The 19,688-nt window shown below is 37.5% G+C and carries 18 protein-coding genes; 3 read left to right on the top strand and 15 right to left on the bottom strand.

What is annotated here, in order from left to right; all coding sequences use genetic code 11:
- The 5 genes from ACI6MV_RS06375 to rlmH all read right to left on the bottom strand — a co-directional run bounded on the left by ACI6MV_RS06375 (position 1) and on the right by rlmH (position 4,280).
- The gene (locus tag ACI6MV_RS06375; RefSeq protein ID WP_407269417.1) at positions 1-1,359 is read right to left on the bottom strand and encodes an MFS transporter; all 1,359 of its coding nucleotides are present in this window, start codon (positions 1,357-1,359) and stop codon (positions 1-3) included.
- A 365-nt stretch (positions 1,360-1,724) separates the two neighbouring features.
- Positions 1,725-1,913, bottom strand: coding sequence for a hypothetical protein (locus ACI6MV_RS06370; RefSeq protein WP_407269416.1), 189 nt, complete (start codon positions 1,911-1,913; stop codon positions 1,725-1,727).
- Between the two features lie 107 nt (positions 1,914-2,020).
- Complete coding sequence (locus ACI6MV_RS06365; RefSeq protein WP_407269485.1) at positions 2,021-2,467, bottom strand: DUF2188 domain-containing protein; 447 nt, start codon at positions 2,465-2,467, stop codon at positions 2,021-2,023.
- Positions 2,468-2,840: 373 nt separating this feature from the next.
- A complete protein-coding gene (locus ACI6MV_RS06360) occupies positions 2,841-3,356 on the bottom strand; it encodes a GNAT family N-acetyltransferase (RefSeq protein ID WP_407269415.1) in 516 nt (171 codons plus the stop codon).
- A gap of 444 nt (positions 3,357-3,800) precedes the next feature.
- A complete protein-coding gene (rlmH, locus tag ACI6MV_RS06355) occupies positions 3,801-4,280 on the bottom strand; it encodes a 23S rRNA (pseudouridine(1915)-N(3))-methyltransferase RlmH (RefSeq protein ID WP_407269414.1) in 480 nt (159 codons plus the stop codon).
- A 141-nt stretch (positions 4,281-4,421) separates the two neighbouring features.
- Here rlmH and ACI6MV_RS06350 point away from each other — a divergent pair, with 141 nt between their 5' ends.
- The 3 genes from ACI6MV_RS06350 (at position 4,422) to mgrA (ending at position 6,499) form a co-directional block, all read left to right on the top strand.
- Entirely contained in the window at positions 4,422-4,781 is a 360-nt protein-coding gene (locus ACI6MV_RS06350) for a Lin0512 family protein (RefSeq protein ID WP_407269413.1), read from the top strand.
- Positions 4,782-4,898: 117 nt separating this feature from the next.
- Positions 4,899-5,252, top strand: a complete 354-nt coding sequence (locus ACI6MV_RS06345; protein WP_407269412.1) for a DoxX family protein — start codon at positions 4,899-4,901, stop codon at positions 5,250-5,252.
- Between the two features lie 251 nt (positions 5,253-5,503).
- Complete coding sequence (gene mgrA / locus ACI6MV_RS06340) at positions 5,504-6,499, top strand: L-glyceraldehyde 3-phosphate reductase (RefSeq protein WP_407269411.1); 996 nt, start codon at positions 5,504-5,506, stop codon at positions 6,497-6,499.
- A gap of 49 nt (positions 6,500-6,548) precedes the next feature.
- On the opposite strand, the gene manA is transcribed toward mgrA, so the two are convergent.
- The 10 genes from manA to dnaB all read right to left on the bottom strand — a co-directional run bounded on the left by manA (position 6,549) and on the right by dnaB (position 19,660).
- On the bottom strand, positions 6,549-7,505 hold the full coding sequence (gene manA / locus ACI6MV_RS06335) for a mannose-6-phosphate isomerase, class I (RefSeq protein WP_407269410.1): 957 nt from the start codon (positions 7,503-7,505) through the stop codon (positions 6,549-6,551).
- A gap of 349 nt (positions 7,506-7,854) precedes the next feature.
- A complete protein-coding gene (locus tag ACI6MV_RS06330; RefSeq protein WP_407269409.1) occupies positions 7,855-9,075 on the bottom strand; it encodes a S1C family serine protease in 1,221 nt (406 codons plus the stop codon).
- Between the two features lie 59 nt (positions 9,076-9,134).
- Complete coding sequence (locus tag ACI6MV_RS06325; RefSeq protein ID WP_407269408.1) at positions 9,135-9,932, bottom strand: MBL fold metallo-hydrolase; 798 nt, start codon at positions 9,930-9,932, stop codon at positions 9,135-9,137.
- Positions 9,933-9,946: 14 nt separating this feature from the next.
- A complete protein-coding gene (locus ACI6MV_RS06320) occupies positions 9,947-10,834 on the bottom strand; it encodes a two-component system regulatory protein YycI (RefSeq protein ID WP_407269407.1) in 888 nt (295 codons plus the stop codon).
- Positions 10,815-12,164 (bottom strand): YycH family regulatory protein, encoded by a 1,350-nt coding sequence (locus ACI6MV_RS06315; RefSeq protein ID WP_407269406.1) that lies wholly within the window; start codon positions 12,162-12,164, stop codon positions 10,815-10,817. Before ACI6MV_RS06315 ends, ACI6MV_RS06320 begins: the two co-directional genes overlap by 20 nt.
- Positions 12,161-13,984, bottom strand: a complete 1,824-nt coding sequence (walK, locus tag ACI6MV_RS06310; RefSeq protein WP_407269405.1) for a cell wall metabolism sensor histidine kinase WalK — start codon at positions 13,982-13,984, stop codon at positions 12,161-12,163. The genes ACI6MV_RS06315 and walK overlap by 4 nt, the downstream gene beginning before the upstream one ends.
- A gap of 6 nt (positions 13,985-13,990) precedes the next feature.
- Entirely contained in the window at positions 13,991-14,695 is a 705-nt protein-coding gene (gene yycF, locus ACI6MV_RS06305; RefSeq protein ID WP_407269404.1) for a response regulator YycF, read from the bottom strand.
- A 174-nt stretch (positions 14,696-14,869) separates the two neighbouring features.
- Positions 14,870-16,369: a peptidoglycan DD-metalloendopeptidase family protein gene (locus ACI6MV_RS06300; protein WP_407269403.1), complete on the bottom strand. Its 1,500-nt coding sequence runs from the start codon at positions 16,367-16,369 to the stop codon at positions 14,870-14,872.
- A 346-nt stretch (positions 16,370-16,715) separates the two neighbouring features.
- The gene (locus ACI6MV_RS06295; RefSeq protein WP_407269402.1) at positions 16,716-18,002 is read right to left on the bottom strand and encodes an adenylosuccinate synthase; all 1,287 of its coding nucleotides are present in this window, start codon (positions 18,000-18,002) and stop codon (positions 16,716-16,718) included.
- Between the two features lie 278 nt (positions 18,003-18,280).
- Positions 18,281-19,660, bottom strand: coding sequence for a replicative DNA helicase (gene dnaB / locus ACI6MV_RS06290; RefSeq protein WP_407269401.1), 1,380 nt, complete (start codon positions 19,658-19,660; stop codon positions 18,281-18,283).
- Between the last annotated feature and the right edge of the window lie 28 nt (positions 19,661-19,688).

The raw sequence follows: 19,688 nt of genomic DNA, 5'->3' as shown, positions 1-19,688 counted from the left end.
TTAGATGCTCCTTTCTAATTCTACATGTTCGTATTTTTCTAATAAGCCAGACTTAATTTGTTGTCTTTCCTCTTCCGTTATTTTATAAAAGTAGAGCGGGATCATCGTGATCAGAAAAGCAATAGCCGGAACCAAATACATCATCGCGCTGAATCCAGCCGTAGTCGTTGCTGTTACCGTCTGGCCTTCCGTATAATTCATCAGAATCAGGCCAATACCGAGGATACCCTTTGCAACGGTACTACTCAATTTGGTTAAAAATGTATTGGTGGAGAAGACTAATCCTTCGCCACGGAAGCCGAGCTTGTATTCGGAATAATCGATTGCATCAATAAGCATCGACACAGTCACAATCGATGTAATCCCAGTGAAAGCAAAACTTAAACCAAGAAATATGAGGCCAAACAAAATATTTTCACCACCAACAAAAAATGGGATAGCACTAAATATACTTCCGAACAAGCAGGTGGCAATGAACAACTTTCGCTTATCGAACTTTTCCATTAACTTTGGGGATAACGCCATCCCAAGGATCATACCAACAATCAAGCTAATACCTACGTTCGTAAGTTGACTCGAATCTCCCCATACATAGACCACGAAATACATTTGTGCACTTTGACGAATGCCATTGACGAGATTCACAATTAAAAGTGCAACCATTAACCACATCAGTGGCTTGTTCTTTGTGATGGTCTGGAAATTTTTGCGCATCGGAATGACTACCTTATCAGGAAGGATTCTCTCTCGTAACGTGAGTCCAGTAGTCATCATCATTAGTGCAGCGATAGAGGCGATGATCACTGCAGTTATCGTGAAGGCAGAGGATAAACGTTCTCCACCAAAAGCATTGATGACCATAATACTACCTACTGTGGCAAGTGCGGTTCCTACTGTTCCTCCGATTTTACCTAGCATGACCATTTTATTTTTTTCATTCGAATATTTAGAAACAACAGAAGAGATCGCCCAAATAGGAATATCGCATAGCGTATAGGCCATGCCCCAAAGTATGTAACACCCTGCAACCAACACAATCATCGCTGTACTGCTAAGGTTAAAATTGATAAAACATAAAATGGTGGTGGCAGCCAACACGATCGGACCAAAAATAAGATACGGCCTAAACTTCCCCCACCTTGTTCGTGTTTTATCCGCAATCATCCCCATTAGCGGGTCATTCACTGCATCCCACAAGCTGGCTACTACTACAATGATAGTAGCGATGGCTGGCGATATGCCAAGAAGATCCGTAAAGAAGAACATGATATACATGGCCATAAAATTGTAAAGGATATTTTGTCCAAGTAGCCCACCAGTGTAAGCATACTTCTCCCTCGCTCTAAGTGCATCGTTCATTTCCATTCCCCTTTTCTGTACATGGGGACGGTTCTGTTGTATTATTTAATGAAAATCACCAGATTCGTCCTCTTGTTTTACTACCGTATCATGTATATATGACTTACACTTCACACCTCTTCTAAGTTGGCAATTCTAAGGTTGGAACTATTCTAGGTTTCTACAAATTCTGATAAATTTTATTTTCTTCTCATTTTAGCATTATATGTATGCGTTTACAATAGGTCTATGATAATGGTTAGGATAGGTTCAGAAGGATCTGGGGTCTTAAATTTACTCTTATTTTTTTATAAATAAAAGTCCTCACAAACGTTGGTAAACAGCGTTTGTGAGGTTTACTAATTTATAACTATTATAGCTGGATTTTATTTTATCGTTTTCAACGAGCTTTCCCATTCCTCTTGCTCTGTTTCTATTAATAATTCTTTCGCTTTGGATAATTCTTTTTCAAACTGGGACTCTATATTTGTAACTTTCCCCCGCAAAGTAACAGCATGTTGATCATTGGGGTTTTGTGCCAGTAAAGCAGGGGGGTAGTCCCATCTTGTGGACAACTGTCCATTTGGTGATGTGACCCCTGCAACTCACATTTTTCATGTCCAATCCGCCTCCATAATCTATGCGGATATGAATGGCTGGATAAGGTAATTATGAACTGACTCTAATATGAGATTTTTTCTTGTATTGTTCCGTCTTTTTTATGAATAATTAAGTTGGTTTTTTTATTTTTTGCAATGTAACGAGCCCGACTGACTGCATCTCGCTTGTTTGCAAACACTTCCGAAGGCTGTTTTGCATTTTCCACCTGTACAGCCCAACCGTTTTCATGTGCAACAACATGCTCATTGTTTTGAATAAGCTCCGGGCGAGCACTATTATGACTGTCATGAGACTTGAGATCCGCGTCGCTCTCTTGAATAATCTTATTTTTCTCTTTTTCACTTGCGTTTTCATACCATTCTTTTGCTTGACTTATCGCGATGGGAATTGCTCTATTTTCATCATAACCTTCCTCAACCATCGCATTAGCGATATCGATTGCTTTCTTCTTAATAGGGGGTTGCAAGTTTTTCAAAGAGTCTGGGAAATCTTGTGTATCCCAAGGCATATTAACACCTCCGATGATAGGATAGTACTCATTTTCCCGTTGCATTGCAGAATAAACCATTGGAACGACAGCGTTTATGATGTGAAGTGATTCATCCAAATACGCTTTACATACAATGCCCTCAATCTTTCCCCCAAAAAAAACAAACGTAACGCTATCCAACTCTTAAAGTGGCAGTGCGAATAAATTTATATTAATTGGTCGCATTATTAAGTCTTATTGTCATTGGAAAAGCAGGGGTCAGTGACACATCTCGTGGACAATTGTCTATTTGGTGGGTTAGACCCTGGTACTTCAAAGGTAACACCAATTAGTGCCCAAATCGTGGGGTCACTCATATTAGATTATCAATTGTTATTACTTTGTATTATGTTCATTTTGTTCTCTCTACAGCATACAGAAAAAATTCCATATCTATATTCCTAAAACTCTTAGTATCTTTATCAATAATATTCATACCGTTTCGAACAGCAACTTTTTGAGAGGCTATATTTGTGTCCCTAATAATAGAAAAAACCTTATTTGCATTAAGAACTGAGAAAGCGTATTCCTTGCAGGCAATTGCCGCTTCTGTTGCGTAACCTTTATGCCAATACGCTTTTTGAAACAAAAATCCTATTTCCAAAATTTCTTCTTCTCTCCAGTCTTGCATTGTCAGGCCACATTGACCAATCATTTCGTTTGTTTCTTTTAATACAACAGCCCAAAGTCCAAAACCATACTCTTCATATCTTTTAAGATGTCTGTTAAGCCAATTTTGTGCTTCTTCTAAGTTGAATGCACTTTCATAAGCAGCACGCATTACTTCCTCATCACACAATATTCTGCACAATGCATCATAATCGGACTGCACCATTTCTCTTATTATAAGACGTTTTGTTTCTTTCAAAAATCTCCCAGCTTTCTATTATATCGATAGGCTGTTAGCAAATACACACAACCTTTTGCTAAATATAAGGGTAGACCTATTAGGTGTACCGATACGCTCAGTATTGCGGACAAATTGAGCTAGTAGCTGCGTAATGAAGATCTACGCCCCTTGTTATGCCATAAACAGTGAAAATACAATTGACTGACACCATTGCCTTCACTTTTTTCCGTGTTGAAAACAATCGCAGGTATGTCTTAAATAATTCCAAATAGGCACACCTGCTAAGTACTATAACACCGACAATCCGATTCTAAGCATCTGCTGTGGCTCTATCTCTCTTTTAAAATTCCTTTTACTTTTAGTGGCTCTCAACTACGATAGCCGCGATATTCACTTCTAGGTTGTAGTGTTTTGTCTTATGATTTTTACCATCTTTTGCAGTTGTCAAGTAAAACTTGACCCCTACTTATGATACGGTTCCCCCCGATTAATCCGAAACGCCCGATACACCTGCTCCAACAAAACTAACCTCATCAACTGATGTGGAAATGTCATTTTAGAAAACGACAACGCATAATCACTACGCCCACTCACTTCATCACTCAACCCTAACGACCCACCGATCACCAATGCAATTTTACTTTTACCATGTAACGCTAATTGATCCAGCTTTTGCGCGAACTTTTCTGAAGTTAACATTTCCCCGTTTATTTCCAGGGAAATAACGTAGGTGTCTGGGGAAATTTTTGAGAGGATTCTTGCTCCTTCCTTGCGCTTGACCTCCACCATGTCTGCTTCACTCAGGTTTTCAGGTGCTTTTTCATCAGCTACTTCAATTAGATCAATCGTTGCATATGCTCCAAGCCGCTTCGTGTATTCTTGTATGCCTTGTTTTAAGTATTTTTCTTTCAGCTTTCCTACAGAAATAATTGAAATTTTCATGGGTATTTCCCTTCTGTAATTATGTCTATCTTAAGTTTACCAAATATAACACGATTACTTCATTGATTTACGCTTAGTTTTCACCTACTGTTATTAGGGAATCAGTTTTATTGTACAAACTATGTATTAGGAGGTTATATAATGGAACGAATTATTTTTGTTGAAACTGGAATGGGCATTGATGTGCATGGTCAGAACGTGACGAAGGCAGCAGTACGCGCAGTGCAGAATGCGATTCATTCAAATTCAATGCCAGGAATTGAAAACTATTTGCCTGACAAATCATTAGATAACATGTATGTGAATGTGAAATTAGCTGTGCCATTGGATAAAGAAAAATTGGATCAAGAGCAGGTTAAAGCGGAAATACCTTATGGTACGGTTACGGTTGAAGTGATCGATGGCGGTATGGCTACATCGAGCGGGATTATTCTTGAAGACAAAGAGGATAAAAACGATCTAATGTATATTGTGATTGCTTCTGTTGAAGTAGGTTACTAAATTTAAATATTGTTTTAAGCATATCTTAATTCGCCTCCTGGGGATGTTAAAAAATTGGTCTAGGCTGTCCAATTGTTAGCATACGTATAATACAAACACCTTAGGAGGCTGATTGTATTGAAAAGTATATCAACGATGCGTATACTTCGCTATCTTACCGGTTATGTGTTCATCATATCTGGACTAATGAAGTTTTTATCAGATTTTAATGCGGCGTTTACATCTATGGGAATACCTTCTGCAGAGCTTATCGTACTAATCGTTGCTGTCACGGAAATTGTTTGCGGTGGGATGATTGTTTTAGATTACTATGTAAAACAAGCAACTATACCTTTACTTGTCATTATTATCGCTGCTCTTTTGTTAAATAAAGTACCTGAATTACATCAAGGGCTCTTCGTTTTCTTATTTAAAGCAAGATTAGATATCGTTATGTTATTCATTTTATTACTACTAGGGAGAAAGTATTAACTAAGAAAAGCACAGAGCGCCGCCTGAGAAACGTAGCGACTGGAGCGAATCGACTGAGATAAAGGAATCATGATGAGCTCGCGAATCAATGATGACTTATCGTAAGGCGATTCGTGAAGTCGCCTAGTTTCTGGCGCTCGGAGCTAGACATCCTCAATTAATAATCATTTAAATAAAGGATAATTCCTGGTATCCATCGAAGTATAAACAAGAACAATTAAATCTTACATAAATTCAGGAGGTATCATGCTATGAGTTACGTACCTAGTGAAACCAGATATGAAACTATTCCTTATAATCGTTGTGGGCATTCAGGTGTTAAGCTGCCTGCTATATCACTCGGACTTTGGAACAACTTTGGCGGTGAAGACAGTTTTGAAAACCAAAGAAATATGTTAAAACGCGCTTTTGATTTAGGAATCACCCATTTTGACCTTGCGAACAACTATGGTCCTCCACCTGGATCTGCGGAAGAAAACTTTGGTCATATATTAAAGAAAGATTTTCAAGGCTACCGTGATGAGATGATTATTTCAACGAAGGCAGGCTATACGATGTGGCCTGGTCCATATGGCGATTGGGGTTCAAAGAAATATTTAGTGTCCAGTCTGGATCAAAGTTTAAATCGGATGGGATTAGATTATGTAGATATTTTTTATCATCACCGTCCAGATCCAGAAACGCCGTTAGAAGAGACAATGGCTGCGCTTGATTTAATCGTACGACAAGGCAAAGCACTATATGTAGGTATTTCTAATTATGGTGCGGAAGATACCGAGAAGGCAATTAAGATCTTAAAACATCAAGGGACACCATTCATTATTCATCAAGCACGTTATTCTATGCTTGATCGTTGGGTGGAAGATGGCCTTACGGATGTACTTGAGCGTGAGGGTGCTGGCTGCATTGCATTTGTTCCACTTGCACAAGGCTTGCTTACAAACAAATATCTAAATGGTATTCCAAAAGATTCTCGTGCAGCAAAGCAATATATCAAATCATTAAGTGAAAACGATATCTCACCTGAAAAGATTAGTAAGGTGCAAAAGTTGAATGAAGTTGCTAATGAACGTGGCCAGTCCTTGGCACAAATGGCACTTGTCTGGGTACTTCAGGAAAAATCAGTAGTTTCCGCACTAATTGGGGCAAGTAAGGTCCAACAAATCGAGGAAAATATAAAGGCATTTGATCATGCTACATTTACTGAAAAAGAGCTACAAACTATTAATAACATTCTAAAAGGATAATTAATAACCCTCAGCAACGTATTCCTGCTGAGGGTTATCTTTTTTTATTTTAAGTATGCGATGCAATAAACGTAGCATTTCCAGATAACGTATAGCTGTCGATTGTAGTAGGAAGGATAAAGTGGTCTCCTTTTTCTATCGAATACGTATCCTCACCAACTTTTAGTTCCGCACTTCCATCAAGGACACTGACTTGCAAGAATTTATTGTCCAGCTTTTGTACCGCTTGTCCGCTTAACTCACAATGGTAAACAGTAAAATATGTTTCTTTTACTAGTCTCTTCACAATCAAATCATCTACGTAAGTTACCTGCTCATCAATGTCTACCGCTTGATGTGGCACAGTCGTTACGGCAATCGATGATTCTAAATGTAATTCACGTGTGTTTCCATTATCATCTGTACGATCGTAATCATACACGCGGTAGGTAATATCTGAGCTCTGCTGTGTTTCTAAAATCACAATTCCTTTACCAATCGCATGAATCGTACCACTTGGAACATAAACAAAATCACCAGCTTGTACGTTTACTTTTCGTAGTAAACTATCCCATTTACCTTCATCCACCATCTTTTGTAATTCTTCTCTAGAATTTGCATGATGACCAAAGATAATTTCGGCATCTTCATCGGCGCTGACCACATACCAGCATTCGGTTTTTCCGTAAGGTTGCCCCTCTACTTCACGAGCGTATGTATCATCCGGATGGACTTGAACAGAAAGATCTTTATCTGCATCTAGAATTTTTACTAACAGCGGATACTCTTCATCAGATGCCGCATCTCTACCAAACAGTTCACCGTGTTCGTTCCAAGCATCAATTAACGTCTTCCCTTTTAATGGACCATTTTTAATTTCGCTTGGACCATTAGGATGCGCTGAAATCACCCACGCTTCTCCAGTATGTGTATACGGAATATCGTATCCAAATTCAGTATGTAGTTTTTGGCCACCCCAGATTCTTTCCTGAAATACAGGTTGTAAAAATATCGGCTCCTTGTACACGGATCGTCTCCTCCTCAACTTGATTCGCTTTTATTTATTATAAATATTGTATCTGTCCTATTTAACTTATGTCAAAAAACTGCTCATTTATCCACATACTTATACCCATATTGATAAAAATCACTATTATTCACAGGTTATCCCGTAATATGAACAAGTTATCCCCGGTTTCCATCCACATATCCACAATCCATTGTCGTTATTTGTTGCAAGAATACACGTTCGCCACCACATATAGATAGTTATCCTCATATTTATCCACAGGTTGTGCATAATTTTATGATGTTTACCCTCTTTAGGCGGGCTTCATAAAAAAGGTTGGACTTTCCCTTGTCCAACCCACTTAATCCTAATACTCCTGTGCCGCCAACGTAATTGTCGTTTCACGTTTTTCTCCGTCACGGTAGTATGTGACCGACATCTCGTCTCCTGGCTGCTTTTCTTGATAGAGATGCTTTCGCAAGCTAATAATGTCGATCATAGGCACGCCATCTAGATGTGTAATCACATCAAATTCTTGTAATCCTGCACGATCGGCAGGGGACATTGGTTCAATGCTTCGTAAGTAAATACCACTTTCTACAGTTTTAGGTAATAGCAAGGTTCGTTGCCACTCCACTGTAGGTAGTTCATCAATCGAATAGGACTCCACACCTAAATATGCACGAGTTACCTTATGATATTGTTCCAATTGTTCGATGATCGGGATCGCATCATTAATCGGAATTGCAAACCCTATTCCTTCAACAGCCGACTGTGCGATTTTCATTGAATTAATACCGATTAATTGCCCATCCATATTAATTAATGCTCCACCACTATTGCCAGGATTGATAGCTGCGTCTGTCTGAATAACTTCGGCTTGCCAGTCTGCTCTACCATCCATATCAAAATCCTGTGGTATCGCACGTTGTTTTCCACTAATGATCCCTTGGGTAACCGAACCTGATAAGTACAATCCCAAAGGGCTACCGATTGCAATCGCTGGTTCGCCCACTTTCACATTATTGGAGTTTCCAATATCAATAACGTGTTGCACTTGTGCACTGTCCATTTCCAGCACTGCTAAATCTGTGAATAAGTCACTGCCAAGTAGTTCTGCTTGGACATGAGTACCATTAGACAGAACCACTTCCACCTCATCCGCGCCTGAAATGACATGGTGATTCGTAACAACGTAGGCTGTCCCATCTGTTCGCTTATAAATAACGCCTGAGCCTGTACCCGCTTGGCTAGTCTCGTGCTCCAGCCAATAATTAGATTGTGACTGAATATTGACTACACCAACAACGGACGGAGCGACATTACCTACGATATCGGTTATTTGACTTGATACATTGACACTTAGATTCTGAATCGCATTATTATTGCTATATTCCCTGTTGTTCCAGTCATTATTGTCCGTTGTGCTGATAGGTTCTGAAGCATCCTCCTGCAAGAAATTCGCTTCTCTAAAAGTAGGAAACAACACCAATACCAATATGCCCCCAATTATAGTACCCATGAACAAATTCAATAGACCTGAGCGTTTCTTACGATGTTTTCGATAATGCGCATCATAATATCCCATGGAAATCTAACCCATCCTTTCATCGCGGCAAGGACGTGAGAAATACGTAAATGGCGGATTTAACCCACTTCATATAATGGCGTCGGTGCATGAGGGTCTGTATCATGGAGCTCTACTTTTTCGCCAATGGCAAATCCGCTCTCATTTAAGTAGTTTGCAACTGACATCCTCGCCAAATCTTTCATATTGTTATCTTTGCTTAAGTGGGCTAAATAAATACGCTTTGTTTGATTTCCAATGATTTCACCTAATGCTATTGCACAGTCTTCATTTGATACGTGACCAGAGTCTCCTAATATTCTTCGTTTTACACTCCAAGGATAACGACCCATGCGAAGCATTGATACATCATGATTTGATTCAAATATATAGGCATCTGCGTTCTCAACCGTTTTTTTAATCCGTTCTGACACATACCCAAGGTCTGTTACTAATGCCACTTTTTTACCTTCGTGATGAAAGGTGTAAAACATTGGTTCAGCTGCATCATGGGATACACCAAACGATTGGACATCAAGATCGTTAAAAGTTTTTACTTCATCCATATTAAAAGTGAATTTTTGATCAAGCTCTAGCTTCCCAATACTAGTCCCCATCGCCTTCCACGTCTTTTCATTGGCATAGATCGGTAATTTATATTTTCTTGCTAAAATACCTAATCCCTTTATATGGTCACTATGCTCATGGGTTACTAAAATTTTCGATATATTTTTGGCATCAAGCTGTGCTTCTGAAAATAGCCGTTCTAACTCTTTCCCGCTTAATCCTGCATCAACTAATATTCGTTCTTTTTCTGTTTCTATATAAAATGCGTTCCCGGAACTACCTGAAGCTAGTACGCTAAAACGTAAACTCATGTTTCTCCACTCCATTAATCTGATTCCATAATTGTCGTTAGTCTATTTATTGTTTTACTTAAAAGGCTACTTGGTTCTTGTTTTTCTTCCATCACTTGTAAAAACTCATCAATTGTTTCACTTATGAACACATTATCCGTCTTCGGATAAGAGTGACCTTCAATTGCATTAACAATATAATTTTTTTGTCCATTAACGGTAATTTTCCACGCAGGGGCAAACACTTGTACACCATCATAAAGTGGAATAACCGTGTGATAACCAATTCGATAATCCGTGATTTCATCTTCTTCAATTAAAGAATTAGAACGATATAAGTACGTTACTGCATCAAACGCGTTAATAAGGTCATATTGATCTTCTTCATCTTCTTCCTTCGTTAACATGGTTTGCACGTACTGAACCATTTCTCCTTCTTCATTTAAGAAGATAAGCAAGATACCACCGCTATTATAGTAAATCGGCTTGTCATCACTCTTTTGAAAATAAATTAACGTATTAGATGCATCATTTTTTCCCCAATATACATATTGATCACTATATAGCACATAGTTTGGAAGAATATCCGATGGATTGTCTTGATTATATGCAAGCGGTTCTTTAAACAAGGATACAATCAAATTGTTGTTCACTATTTCTGTTTCTTGGTTTGTAAAACTACTGACCATTGCCTTTTCTTCTTCTGTAAACTGTTTCCTTGAAGCATATAAGTATGATGCTTGGGTTGTTTCAGTAGGGATATCTTCAACGCCTTTGATATTTGTTTTTACAATTTCCTCCACAGTTGATTCCGGTAAATAAGGTATATCTGGTTCCCTACTAACTAAAAACTGCTGTATTAAAAAAATATCAAGAATAAGGAAACAAAGGATAAAAAGTGTTTTAATCTGCCCCCACTGCATTACCTTCGCCTCCTTCTACAGGAATCTCTTCAAATGTTAATTCACTCCAGCCTAGGCCATCTTTCACAAACCATGCTGGTATTAGGGTGAAAACATATTGTGCGCCTTGTTGCTCCTCAATTCTATACCCAATCTTAATATCTCTTATAACTTGAGATGAAAATTGTCGATTACGGTTAATCTCATTTATCACTTGTTCTCCAGACGGCATCGTTACTTGCTGTCCATATAAAGGTGGACCTTGTAACTGGATCAAAGGACGATAGTACTGTGAAACATTTTGACTACTCATGCTCACAGTTATCGTGGATAACTGATCATTTTCTAAGACAGGATATCCTCCATAGACTAGTCGATATCTAACTGTATTCGTCAAAAGATTAAGATCGTATAAAATATACTCATCCTCTTTTTCGGTTGTCCAACCATCGTGATTATTAATAAACGCCAACGTATTAGTGATCAGATCTCTCCCAGTGACGCGTTCACCTTCTGTTTGTATTGGATCAGTAAACTCCATATAGTAATTTTTTGAGACGAACATTTTCCTTTGTCCATCGGTTAGTAGCTCTCCAGGACCAAAGATATCTTCATTGTTACTGCGAACTGCAGATGGATTAGTGAATAATTCATTTCTTAATGGATTCGTTGCAATCTGTTTAGCTTGAAATGGATGCCGTTCCAAAGTAATCGATTCCCTAGGCACATAGATGGGAATATCATTAAAACCATTAAAAGCTAGATAATCAATTAATTGATTATTGGAATTATAGTACTTTATAATCTGATCTCTTTCTTCTGGAAAGTTCTGTATATTAGCTATAATATTGCTTTGACTTTGGGTATTAACAAACTGAATTTGTTCCTCTGATTGATCTTCATCTAGAATAATGTACATTCGATCAAACTGTTTACCTGGGATTGTAATATCTTCGTTTGTCGAAAATATATCTTGAATAACATCTGTAGGAAGCGCCGTAGGAAATACTATTTCAACATATTGATTTGACTGCTCGGGACCTATCTTGTCTACTTCATTCATGCTTCTAAAATCATATATTGACGAACTCTGTAACTCTTTATATAGAGAATCTTCTATTTGATTATCTTTAAGCCCTTGATGATTTCCATTTATGTGATATATCATCTGTGAAGGTTCAATAATGCTTTTCTTCGTCTCTTGAATACCACCGATTTTAGCTTCGATTGTATTATCATCACTATCTTCTAGACTTGCATTTGGCTGATAATTCCATATACCTAAGGTCAGTGTCAGGCTAAGTGTAATTAAGAAAACTAAAACAATTGATTTTAACGTTTCTATTTTCATGCTTTATCCCTCCGCTTTTTATTCATAAGCGGTAACGTAAAGAAAATAGTAGTTCCTTTACCTTCCTTACTATCTGCCCAAATCTGTCCGTGGTGAGCGTCAACAATTTCTTTAGCAATGGCTAATCCCAAACCAGTTCCACCTAAATTTCTAGACCTTGCTTTATCTGCTCGGTAAAAACGATCAAATATCTTGTCCAGCTTTTCTCTGGCAATCCCCATGCCTTCATCAGAAATACTAACCACAAGCTTATGCTTATCCTTAATAACTTTAATTGATATCTTTCCACCTTCTGGAGAATACTTGATTGCATTAGAAAGAATATTATCAACGACTTGCGTAATTTTATCTTTATCTAATCGTATAAATACATTTTCATTTGGCAATTGACGTACAAAGCTAATGTGTTCTGTCTTGTTTATTTCAAAACGATCGATTAAGTGGTGTAAATAAGGAACCATATTTACTCTTTCTTTATATAGCATATGGTCTTTATTTTCCATTTTAGATAACTGTAATAGATCATTTACAAGCCGAATCATTCGTTCTGTTTCGTTTTGCGTTACTTCCATAAATCTTGGAGCGATCTCCTCATCTTTCCAAGCACCATCTGTTAATGCTTCTAAATAACTCCGCATCGTCGTTAATGGCGTTCTTAATTCATGTGATACATTAGATACAAATTCACGTCTCTCTTTTTCTACCTGTTCTTGTTCCGTAACATCACTAATAACCGTGATGAATCCTGTGATCATTTCATTTTCGTCTTGAACGATAGAGAAGTTTGCTTTTACTAAGAAAAATTGCTCTTCATCACTAAAATCAATGATTACAGAACCTGTTTCCTGGATCTCAATAAGATCAACGACTTTATTATCTATTTGCAACACTTCTATTAATTGCTTCCCTTTAATTTCTTCGAAGCTCTTACCAATCAAATTGGTAGCTGGTTTATTCATCAAAGTAATTGCACCGGTTTCATCTGTAGCTATAACACCATCAGACATGTTAGATAATACAGAACTAAGCTTTCTCCGCTCACCTTCTGTTGTCAGATGCGCTTGTTTAATCTTGTCATTCATTTCATTAAAGGTAGTGGCCAACTGCCCAATTTCATCATAGCCGTATACATTAACCTTTTGTGAAAAATCTCCAGTTGACATAATTTTTGCCTGTTTACGCATCTCTGTAATTGGCTTTGTAATTGTTCTGGCAACTAAAATACCAACAATAACGGATACAGCTATAGCTAATAACGTACCATTTAGGAATATTTTAGTTATACTTTTTACTTGTGTATAAATTTCTTCCATTGAAGCTTTTACCCGAACGACACCAACTACTTCATCCTCATTGTAAAGTGGGATGATTCGAACGAGCATACGCTTTTGTGTATATCGATCTAAATAGGTCTTAGGCTTCGGTTCGTATCCGAAAGTTATCGCTCTTGTTACGTCAATATCTTCAATGACACGTCTTCCTAATTGACTATCATCATTATTTGCCCCGATTATACGAGATTGCTTATCAATGACTTGAAGCTCTGTATAAAGATCACTGTCATATAAATCTAATATCTTTTCTACTTCATCCTCTAAGGTTGGATCTTCCTCACTTCGCTCTTTTTTAAAGGTATCATTTAAATAGTAAGTAAGATCTTCTAGACGGTCCTCAAGGCTGGTATTAAAGTTTTCTACTAGGCTTTCTTCTAACTCTTGCACAAAATAATATCCTATTACTTGTATAGCTAGAAGAAGTAGTAAAATTAGAATAACAATGAACTTTAATGTGATCGACTGAAAAAATCCTACCTTTTTCATGTAGCTCTACTCCTGATCAGGATTTCGCAAGTAATATCCAACACCTCTCCTTGTTACGATCCAAAGTGGGTTGCTTGGGTTGTCCTCAATCTTTTCCCGCAACCTTCTCACGGTTACATCTACAGTCCGAACATCTCCATAATAGTCATAGCCCCAAACCGTTTCTAATAGGTGCTCTCTAGTCATGACTTGGCCAATATGACGGCCTAAGTAGTGAATTAATTCAAACTCACGATGTGTTAATTCAATTTCCTTTCCATTCCTAGTAACGGTATAGGCATCTGGGTGGACAGTTAGATTTCCAATTGTAATGTCTCTTGTTTCTTTTTCTTGATCATTAGTGGGCTGGTTTAATCTTCTTAGATTAGCTTTTACGCGAGCAATCACTTCACGATTACTAAACGGTTTGGTTACGTAATCATCAGCACCAAGCTCAAGACCTAGCACTTTATCTATTTCTGAATCCTTTGCAGTTAACATGATAATCGGCATATTATGCTTTTTTCTTATTTCTTTACAAACTTCATTACCATCCTTATTCGGTAGCATAATGTCTAACAAGAGCAGATCTGGATTTTCTTGTTCTGTGATGCGAATCGCTTCATCTCCGTCATAGGCGCATACTACCTGATAACCTTCTTTTTCTAAATTGAATTTTAAAATGTCCGCAATCGGTTTTTCATCATCTACTACGAGTATCTTTTGACTCATAACCTCACATCCTTTTCTTTCTCTTGCTGCCTTCATTTTACCTTAATTTTTACAACTTGTCTCTATAGCCATATTACCTGTTACAGGATCTAACCGATAACTTAAATAAAAACCCCTTGCCAGCGTTTGATGACAAGAGGTTTTTATAATTTAAATCCTGGGTATTAACATATATTAGAATAGATTTTGTGGACTTGTAATAAGTGAACCATTTTTATACACTTCAAGGTGTAAATGAATGCCAGTAGAATTCCCTGTTGTACCCATTATTCCAATTGTTTTACCGCGCACCACTGTTTGACCAACACTAACGTTTATTGATGACAGATGGGCATAAACTGATTTATATCCGTTTTTATGGTTAATAACGACTTTATTACCATAGCTACCTTGCCAACCAGCAAATTCAACTACACCATTATCAATTGCCATAATCGAACGATTACTTACACCTGCGATGTCAAGTGCTTTATGATACGATCCCCAGCGACTTCCTACATAACTAGTAATTCTTCCACCTACCGTTGGCCATTTGAACTCACCTGTTCCACGTGAGGGAACCACCTTCGTACCTTTAACGATGATTTCTTTAACAGGCTCTTTCGTCACGTTTTGTTCAATGATCTCTTGAGAGATTACAGATCCATTTTCTTTTTCAATAGCATAGTGAACTTCTTTCGTTCCTTCTTGCCCTTTTTGTCTAACGGTTGTATCCCCTTTATATAACTCGTCAGAGGTAACAACTTCTTTTTCATAAGCAATTTGTTCTTCGACTAGTTTTTCTTCTTTAACAAATACATCAAGAAATGGCTGGTAATCTGTTACGTTTATTTCTTGACCAATTTGTAAAATAGAATCTTCTTTAAGTGAAGGATTTATTTTTAATAATTCATCCATAGTAAGGTTATACTTTGAAGCGATAGCTCCTAACACTTCACCTTTTTCAACCTTATGTAACTGATCTTGTAAAGTTCCTTTTTCTAATAGTCTTCTACCTTGCTTTTCTGTTAAAACTTGATCTGCAGAAATTTTTTCACTAGAATATGAAACTTCTTCTGATAGAGTTACGTCTAATACTTTAGATTCACCTAATTTTAATTCTGTTTCAGGTTCAGGAATTACTTCATCCGAAAATGCTTGATACTGTTGTGATGCATCTTTAATCTTATTTAGTGTTTCAAGATCCACGTATTTAGACTCGAAATAAGTGACAACCGCTTCAGCAGTCTCTTTGTCTTTGAAGTTTCCAACAACTTTATCTGCGATCTTTAATTGATATGCATCTACCTTTATCGATATTTCTTCATCTAGCTGATTTAATACTTGCTCATTTTTAGCCGAGGCTTCAAACACCATCTCAGGTACATAGGAGATTTCTTCACCGACTGTAAAGGCTAAGTCTTTATTTTGCTCCTGTTGAGCGCTTACTCGTTTATCTACATAAGCTTGAATAACTTCTTTACTATCAACTTGGCCAACGTGTTCACCGTCAACGTATACATGGAAAATGGTTGATAACCCATCATCATTTGCAAAAGCTATGTTAAACGTTAAACCTACACCAATAAAAGTAGTAATTGCTGTTTTTTTCAATAGACTGTATGGTTTATGGTAGGCTTGCTGTGGGTATAAGTTATTAAGTTGGTTCTCTTTACCTTTTTTGTTGTTCCACATAATCCGTTCCTCCTAAATGCAAAAACCCCTAAAATAATTCTTTTATGATTCTTACCGTTTAGTTTTTCCCTTTACTAATCTATCATATGAATGGTAGATAATGAAACCGTTATTTCAACAATGTAATATAATTGTATAATAACTTCCAATATTAACCTGTAATAATACAGACTTTATTCTATTTTTGTGTAAAAGGTATTATTAATGGAAGTTTTTTTATAGATATTTTTCAGATATATTACATGATTCTACTATCTAATTGTCGAAGTATCATGTATTCACTCGGAAAACAGACAAAAAAACAGGTAGGATTGTAGCACCCTACCTGTTTTATAACAAGGTCAATTTAACTATAAACACCTCTGACAACATTCGTTTGCTTGCGATCAGGACCAACAGAGAAGATTGATAATGGTATTTCTGTTAGTTGTGAGATTCTTTCTATATAATGACGTGCATTTTCTGGCAGTTCGTGCAGGTTACTAACACCTGTAATATCTTCCGTCCAACCAGGCATCTCTTCATATATTGGTTCACAATCCGCTAACACTTTTAAGCTTGCCGGAAATTCATTCATAAGTTCGCCTTTGTATCGATAAGCGGTACAAATCTTTAATGTTTCAATACCAGTAAGTACGTCAATTGAATTCAAAGATAAATCAGTAATACCACTAACACGTTTTGCATGACGAACAACGACGCTATCGAACCATCCGACTCTTCTTGGTCTTCCAGTTGTTGTACCATACTCGCGGCCTACTTCTCTTATTTGTGTGCCGATTTCATTGTCCAGCTCTGTAGGGAAAGGACCGTCTCCAACTCTTGTCGTATATGCTTTAGACACACCGACAACGTGATTGATCTTAGAAGGACCAACACCAGATCCAATAGTAACGCCACCAGCAATTGGATTAGAAGAAGTAACAAATGGATATGTCCCCTGATCAATATCAAGCATAACACCTTGTGCTCCTTCGAATAAGACACGGCGTCCTTGATCGAGAGCATCATTTAATACAACAGAGGTATCACAAACATATTTTGCTACTTGTTGTCCATATTCGTAATACTCTTCCAATATGTCTGCTACTTCGATTCGATCCGTTTCATATACTTTCTCAAATAAGCGGTTTTTATCTTGTAGATTTAGTTCCAGTTTTTCTTTAAATGCTTCTTTATCTAATAGATCAGCAATTCGGATACCCACACGTGCAGCCTTATCCATATAAGCCGGGCCAATACCTTTTTTGGTAGTACCTATCTTATTGACACCTTTTTCTTCTTCTTGAAGTGCATCCAGTTTTAGATGGTAAGGTAAGATAACATGTGCACGATTACTTATTCTTAGATTGTCGGTACTTACACCTTTATCATGCAAATACTTGAGTTCTTCCACTAATGCCTTTGGATCAATAACCATGCCATTTCCTAAGATACATGTTTTATCATTAAAAAAGATCCCTGATGGAATCAAGTGTAATTTATACGTAACATTATCAAATTTAATCGTATGTCCAGCATTATTCCCGCCTTGGTAACGAGCAACAACTTCTGCGTTTTGTGAAAGAAAATCAGTTATTTTACCTTTTCCTTCGTCTCCCCACTGGGTTCCGACTACTACTACTGAGGACATATGGGCACCTCCGCCAAATTATATTTATTGTTTGTTATTCCATTGCACCAAAGCTAGTTTATCAATCGTATAACAGACTGTCAATGTTAATGACGAACATTTTCTAACTAATTAGATAACTACGTTCGTTTATATTCCGTTATATTACTGATGATTGTTCCTTTTCTTGTCAAATTGGCTGCATATCCTATATATTCATAGCGTTCCACTGTAAAATATTTTTATCCAAAAAAAGAAGCCTTAGTTACTAGGCTCTCTCTTGAAAATAGGTTACTAGATTATACACCCGCACCTACTGGCGTTGGTGGGATGTCACTTTCTTGATACCTGTGCTCCAAATTTACGAACTTATTATATTCTTTTACAAAGGCTAGCTCTACTGTACCAACAGGACCATTACGCTGCTTAGAAATAATGATTTCTATGATATTCTGTTTCTCTGATTCTTTATCATAATAATCGTCACGGTACAAGAAACCTACAATGTCCGCATCCTGCTCAATACTTCCAGATTCACGTAAGTCGGACATCATCGGACGTTTATCCTGACGTGTCTCCACACCACGAGAAAGCTGTGATAGTGCAATAAGTGGTACATTTAACTCTCTAGCCAGTGCTTTTAGAGACCGGGAAATTTCCGATACTTCTTGTTGACGGTTTTCTTTTGAATTAGCACTACCTTGAATTAACTGTAGGTAGTCAATTAAAATCATGCCTAAGCCATGTTCTTGTTTTAATCTACGGCATTTAGAACGAATATCACTCACCCGTATACCAGGCGCATCATCAATGTAAATACCTGCATGGGACAAACTTCCCATTGCCATCGTCAGCTTACCCCAGTCTTCCGCATCGAGTTTACCAGTCCGGAGTCGCTGTGCATCAATATTTCCTTCTGCACATAACATACGTGATACGAGTTGTTCTGCACCCATCTCCAAACTAAAGATAGCAACATTCTCATTTGCATGAATCGCAACATTTTGTGCAATATTTAATGCAAATGCCGTTTTACCTACTGATGGACGAGCAGCAATAATAATTAAATCATTTCGCTGAAATCCTGACGTTATTTTGTCAAGATCTCTATAACCCGTCGCTATACCGGTAGTTTCTCCATTTTGATGGTGCAGTTGTTCAATACTATCATATACATCTATTAAAACATCTTTAATATTTTGGAAGGCTTTCGCATTTTTACGTTGAGAAACTTCCAATATGCTTTTTTCGGCATCATTTAGTAAATCATTCACAGCATCTTCTTTAGAAAAACTATCCGTAACAATATCTGTTGCTGTTCGTATTAGTCGACGAAGTAGGGCCTTTTCTTCAACAATCTTACAATAGTACTCCATATTTGCTGCAGTAGGTACCGAGTTAGCAAGGTCACTAAGGTAAGAAACTCCCCCAATATCGTCTAACTGTTTTAAATTTGATAGTGCTGTAGTAACAGTTACTAGATCGATCGGCTCACCTTTGTCGGAGAGGCCTGTCATGACTGCAAATATACGTTGATGACTAGCACGATAAAAATCATCTGATAATAATAATTCTGCTGCGCGTGATAGCGATTCTGGCTCTAAAAATACAGCACCTAGTACCGCCTGCTCCGCTTCTATATTATGTGGTGGCGTGCGATCATTCCACTCTTCACTCATATAGAACCCTCCTCCTTTCCATGATGGT

It is taken from the genome of Radiobacillus sp. PE A8.2, assembly GCF_045635475.1.
GTDB lineage: Bacteria > Bacillota > Bacilli > Bacillales > Amphibacillaceae > JBJGXI01.
The sequence above is the reverse complement of the archived record's forward strand: the minus strand, read 5'-3'. Positions and strand labels throughout refer to the sequence as shown.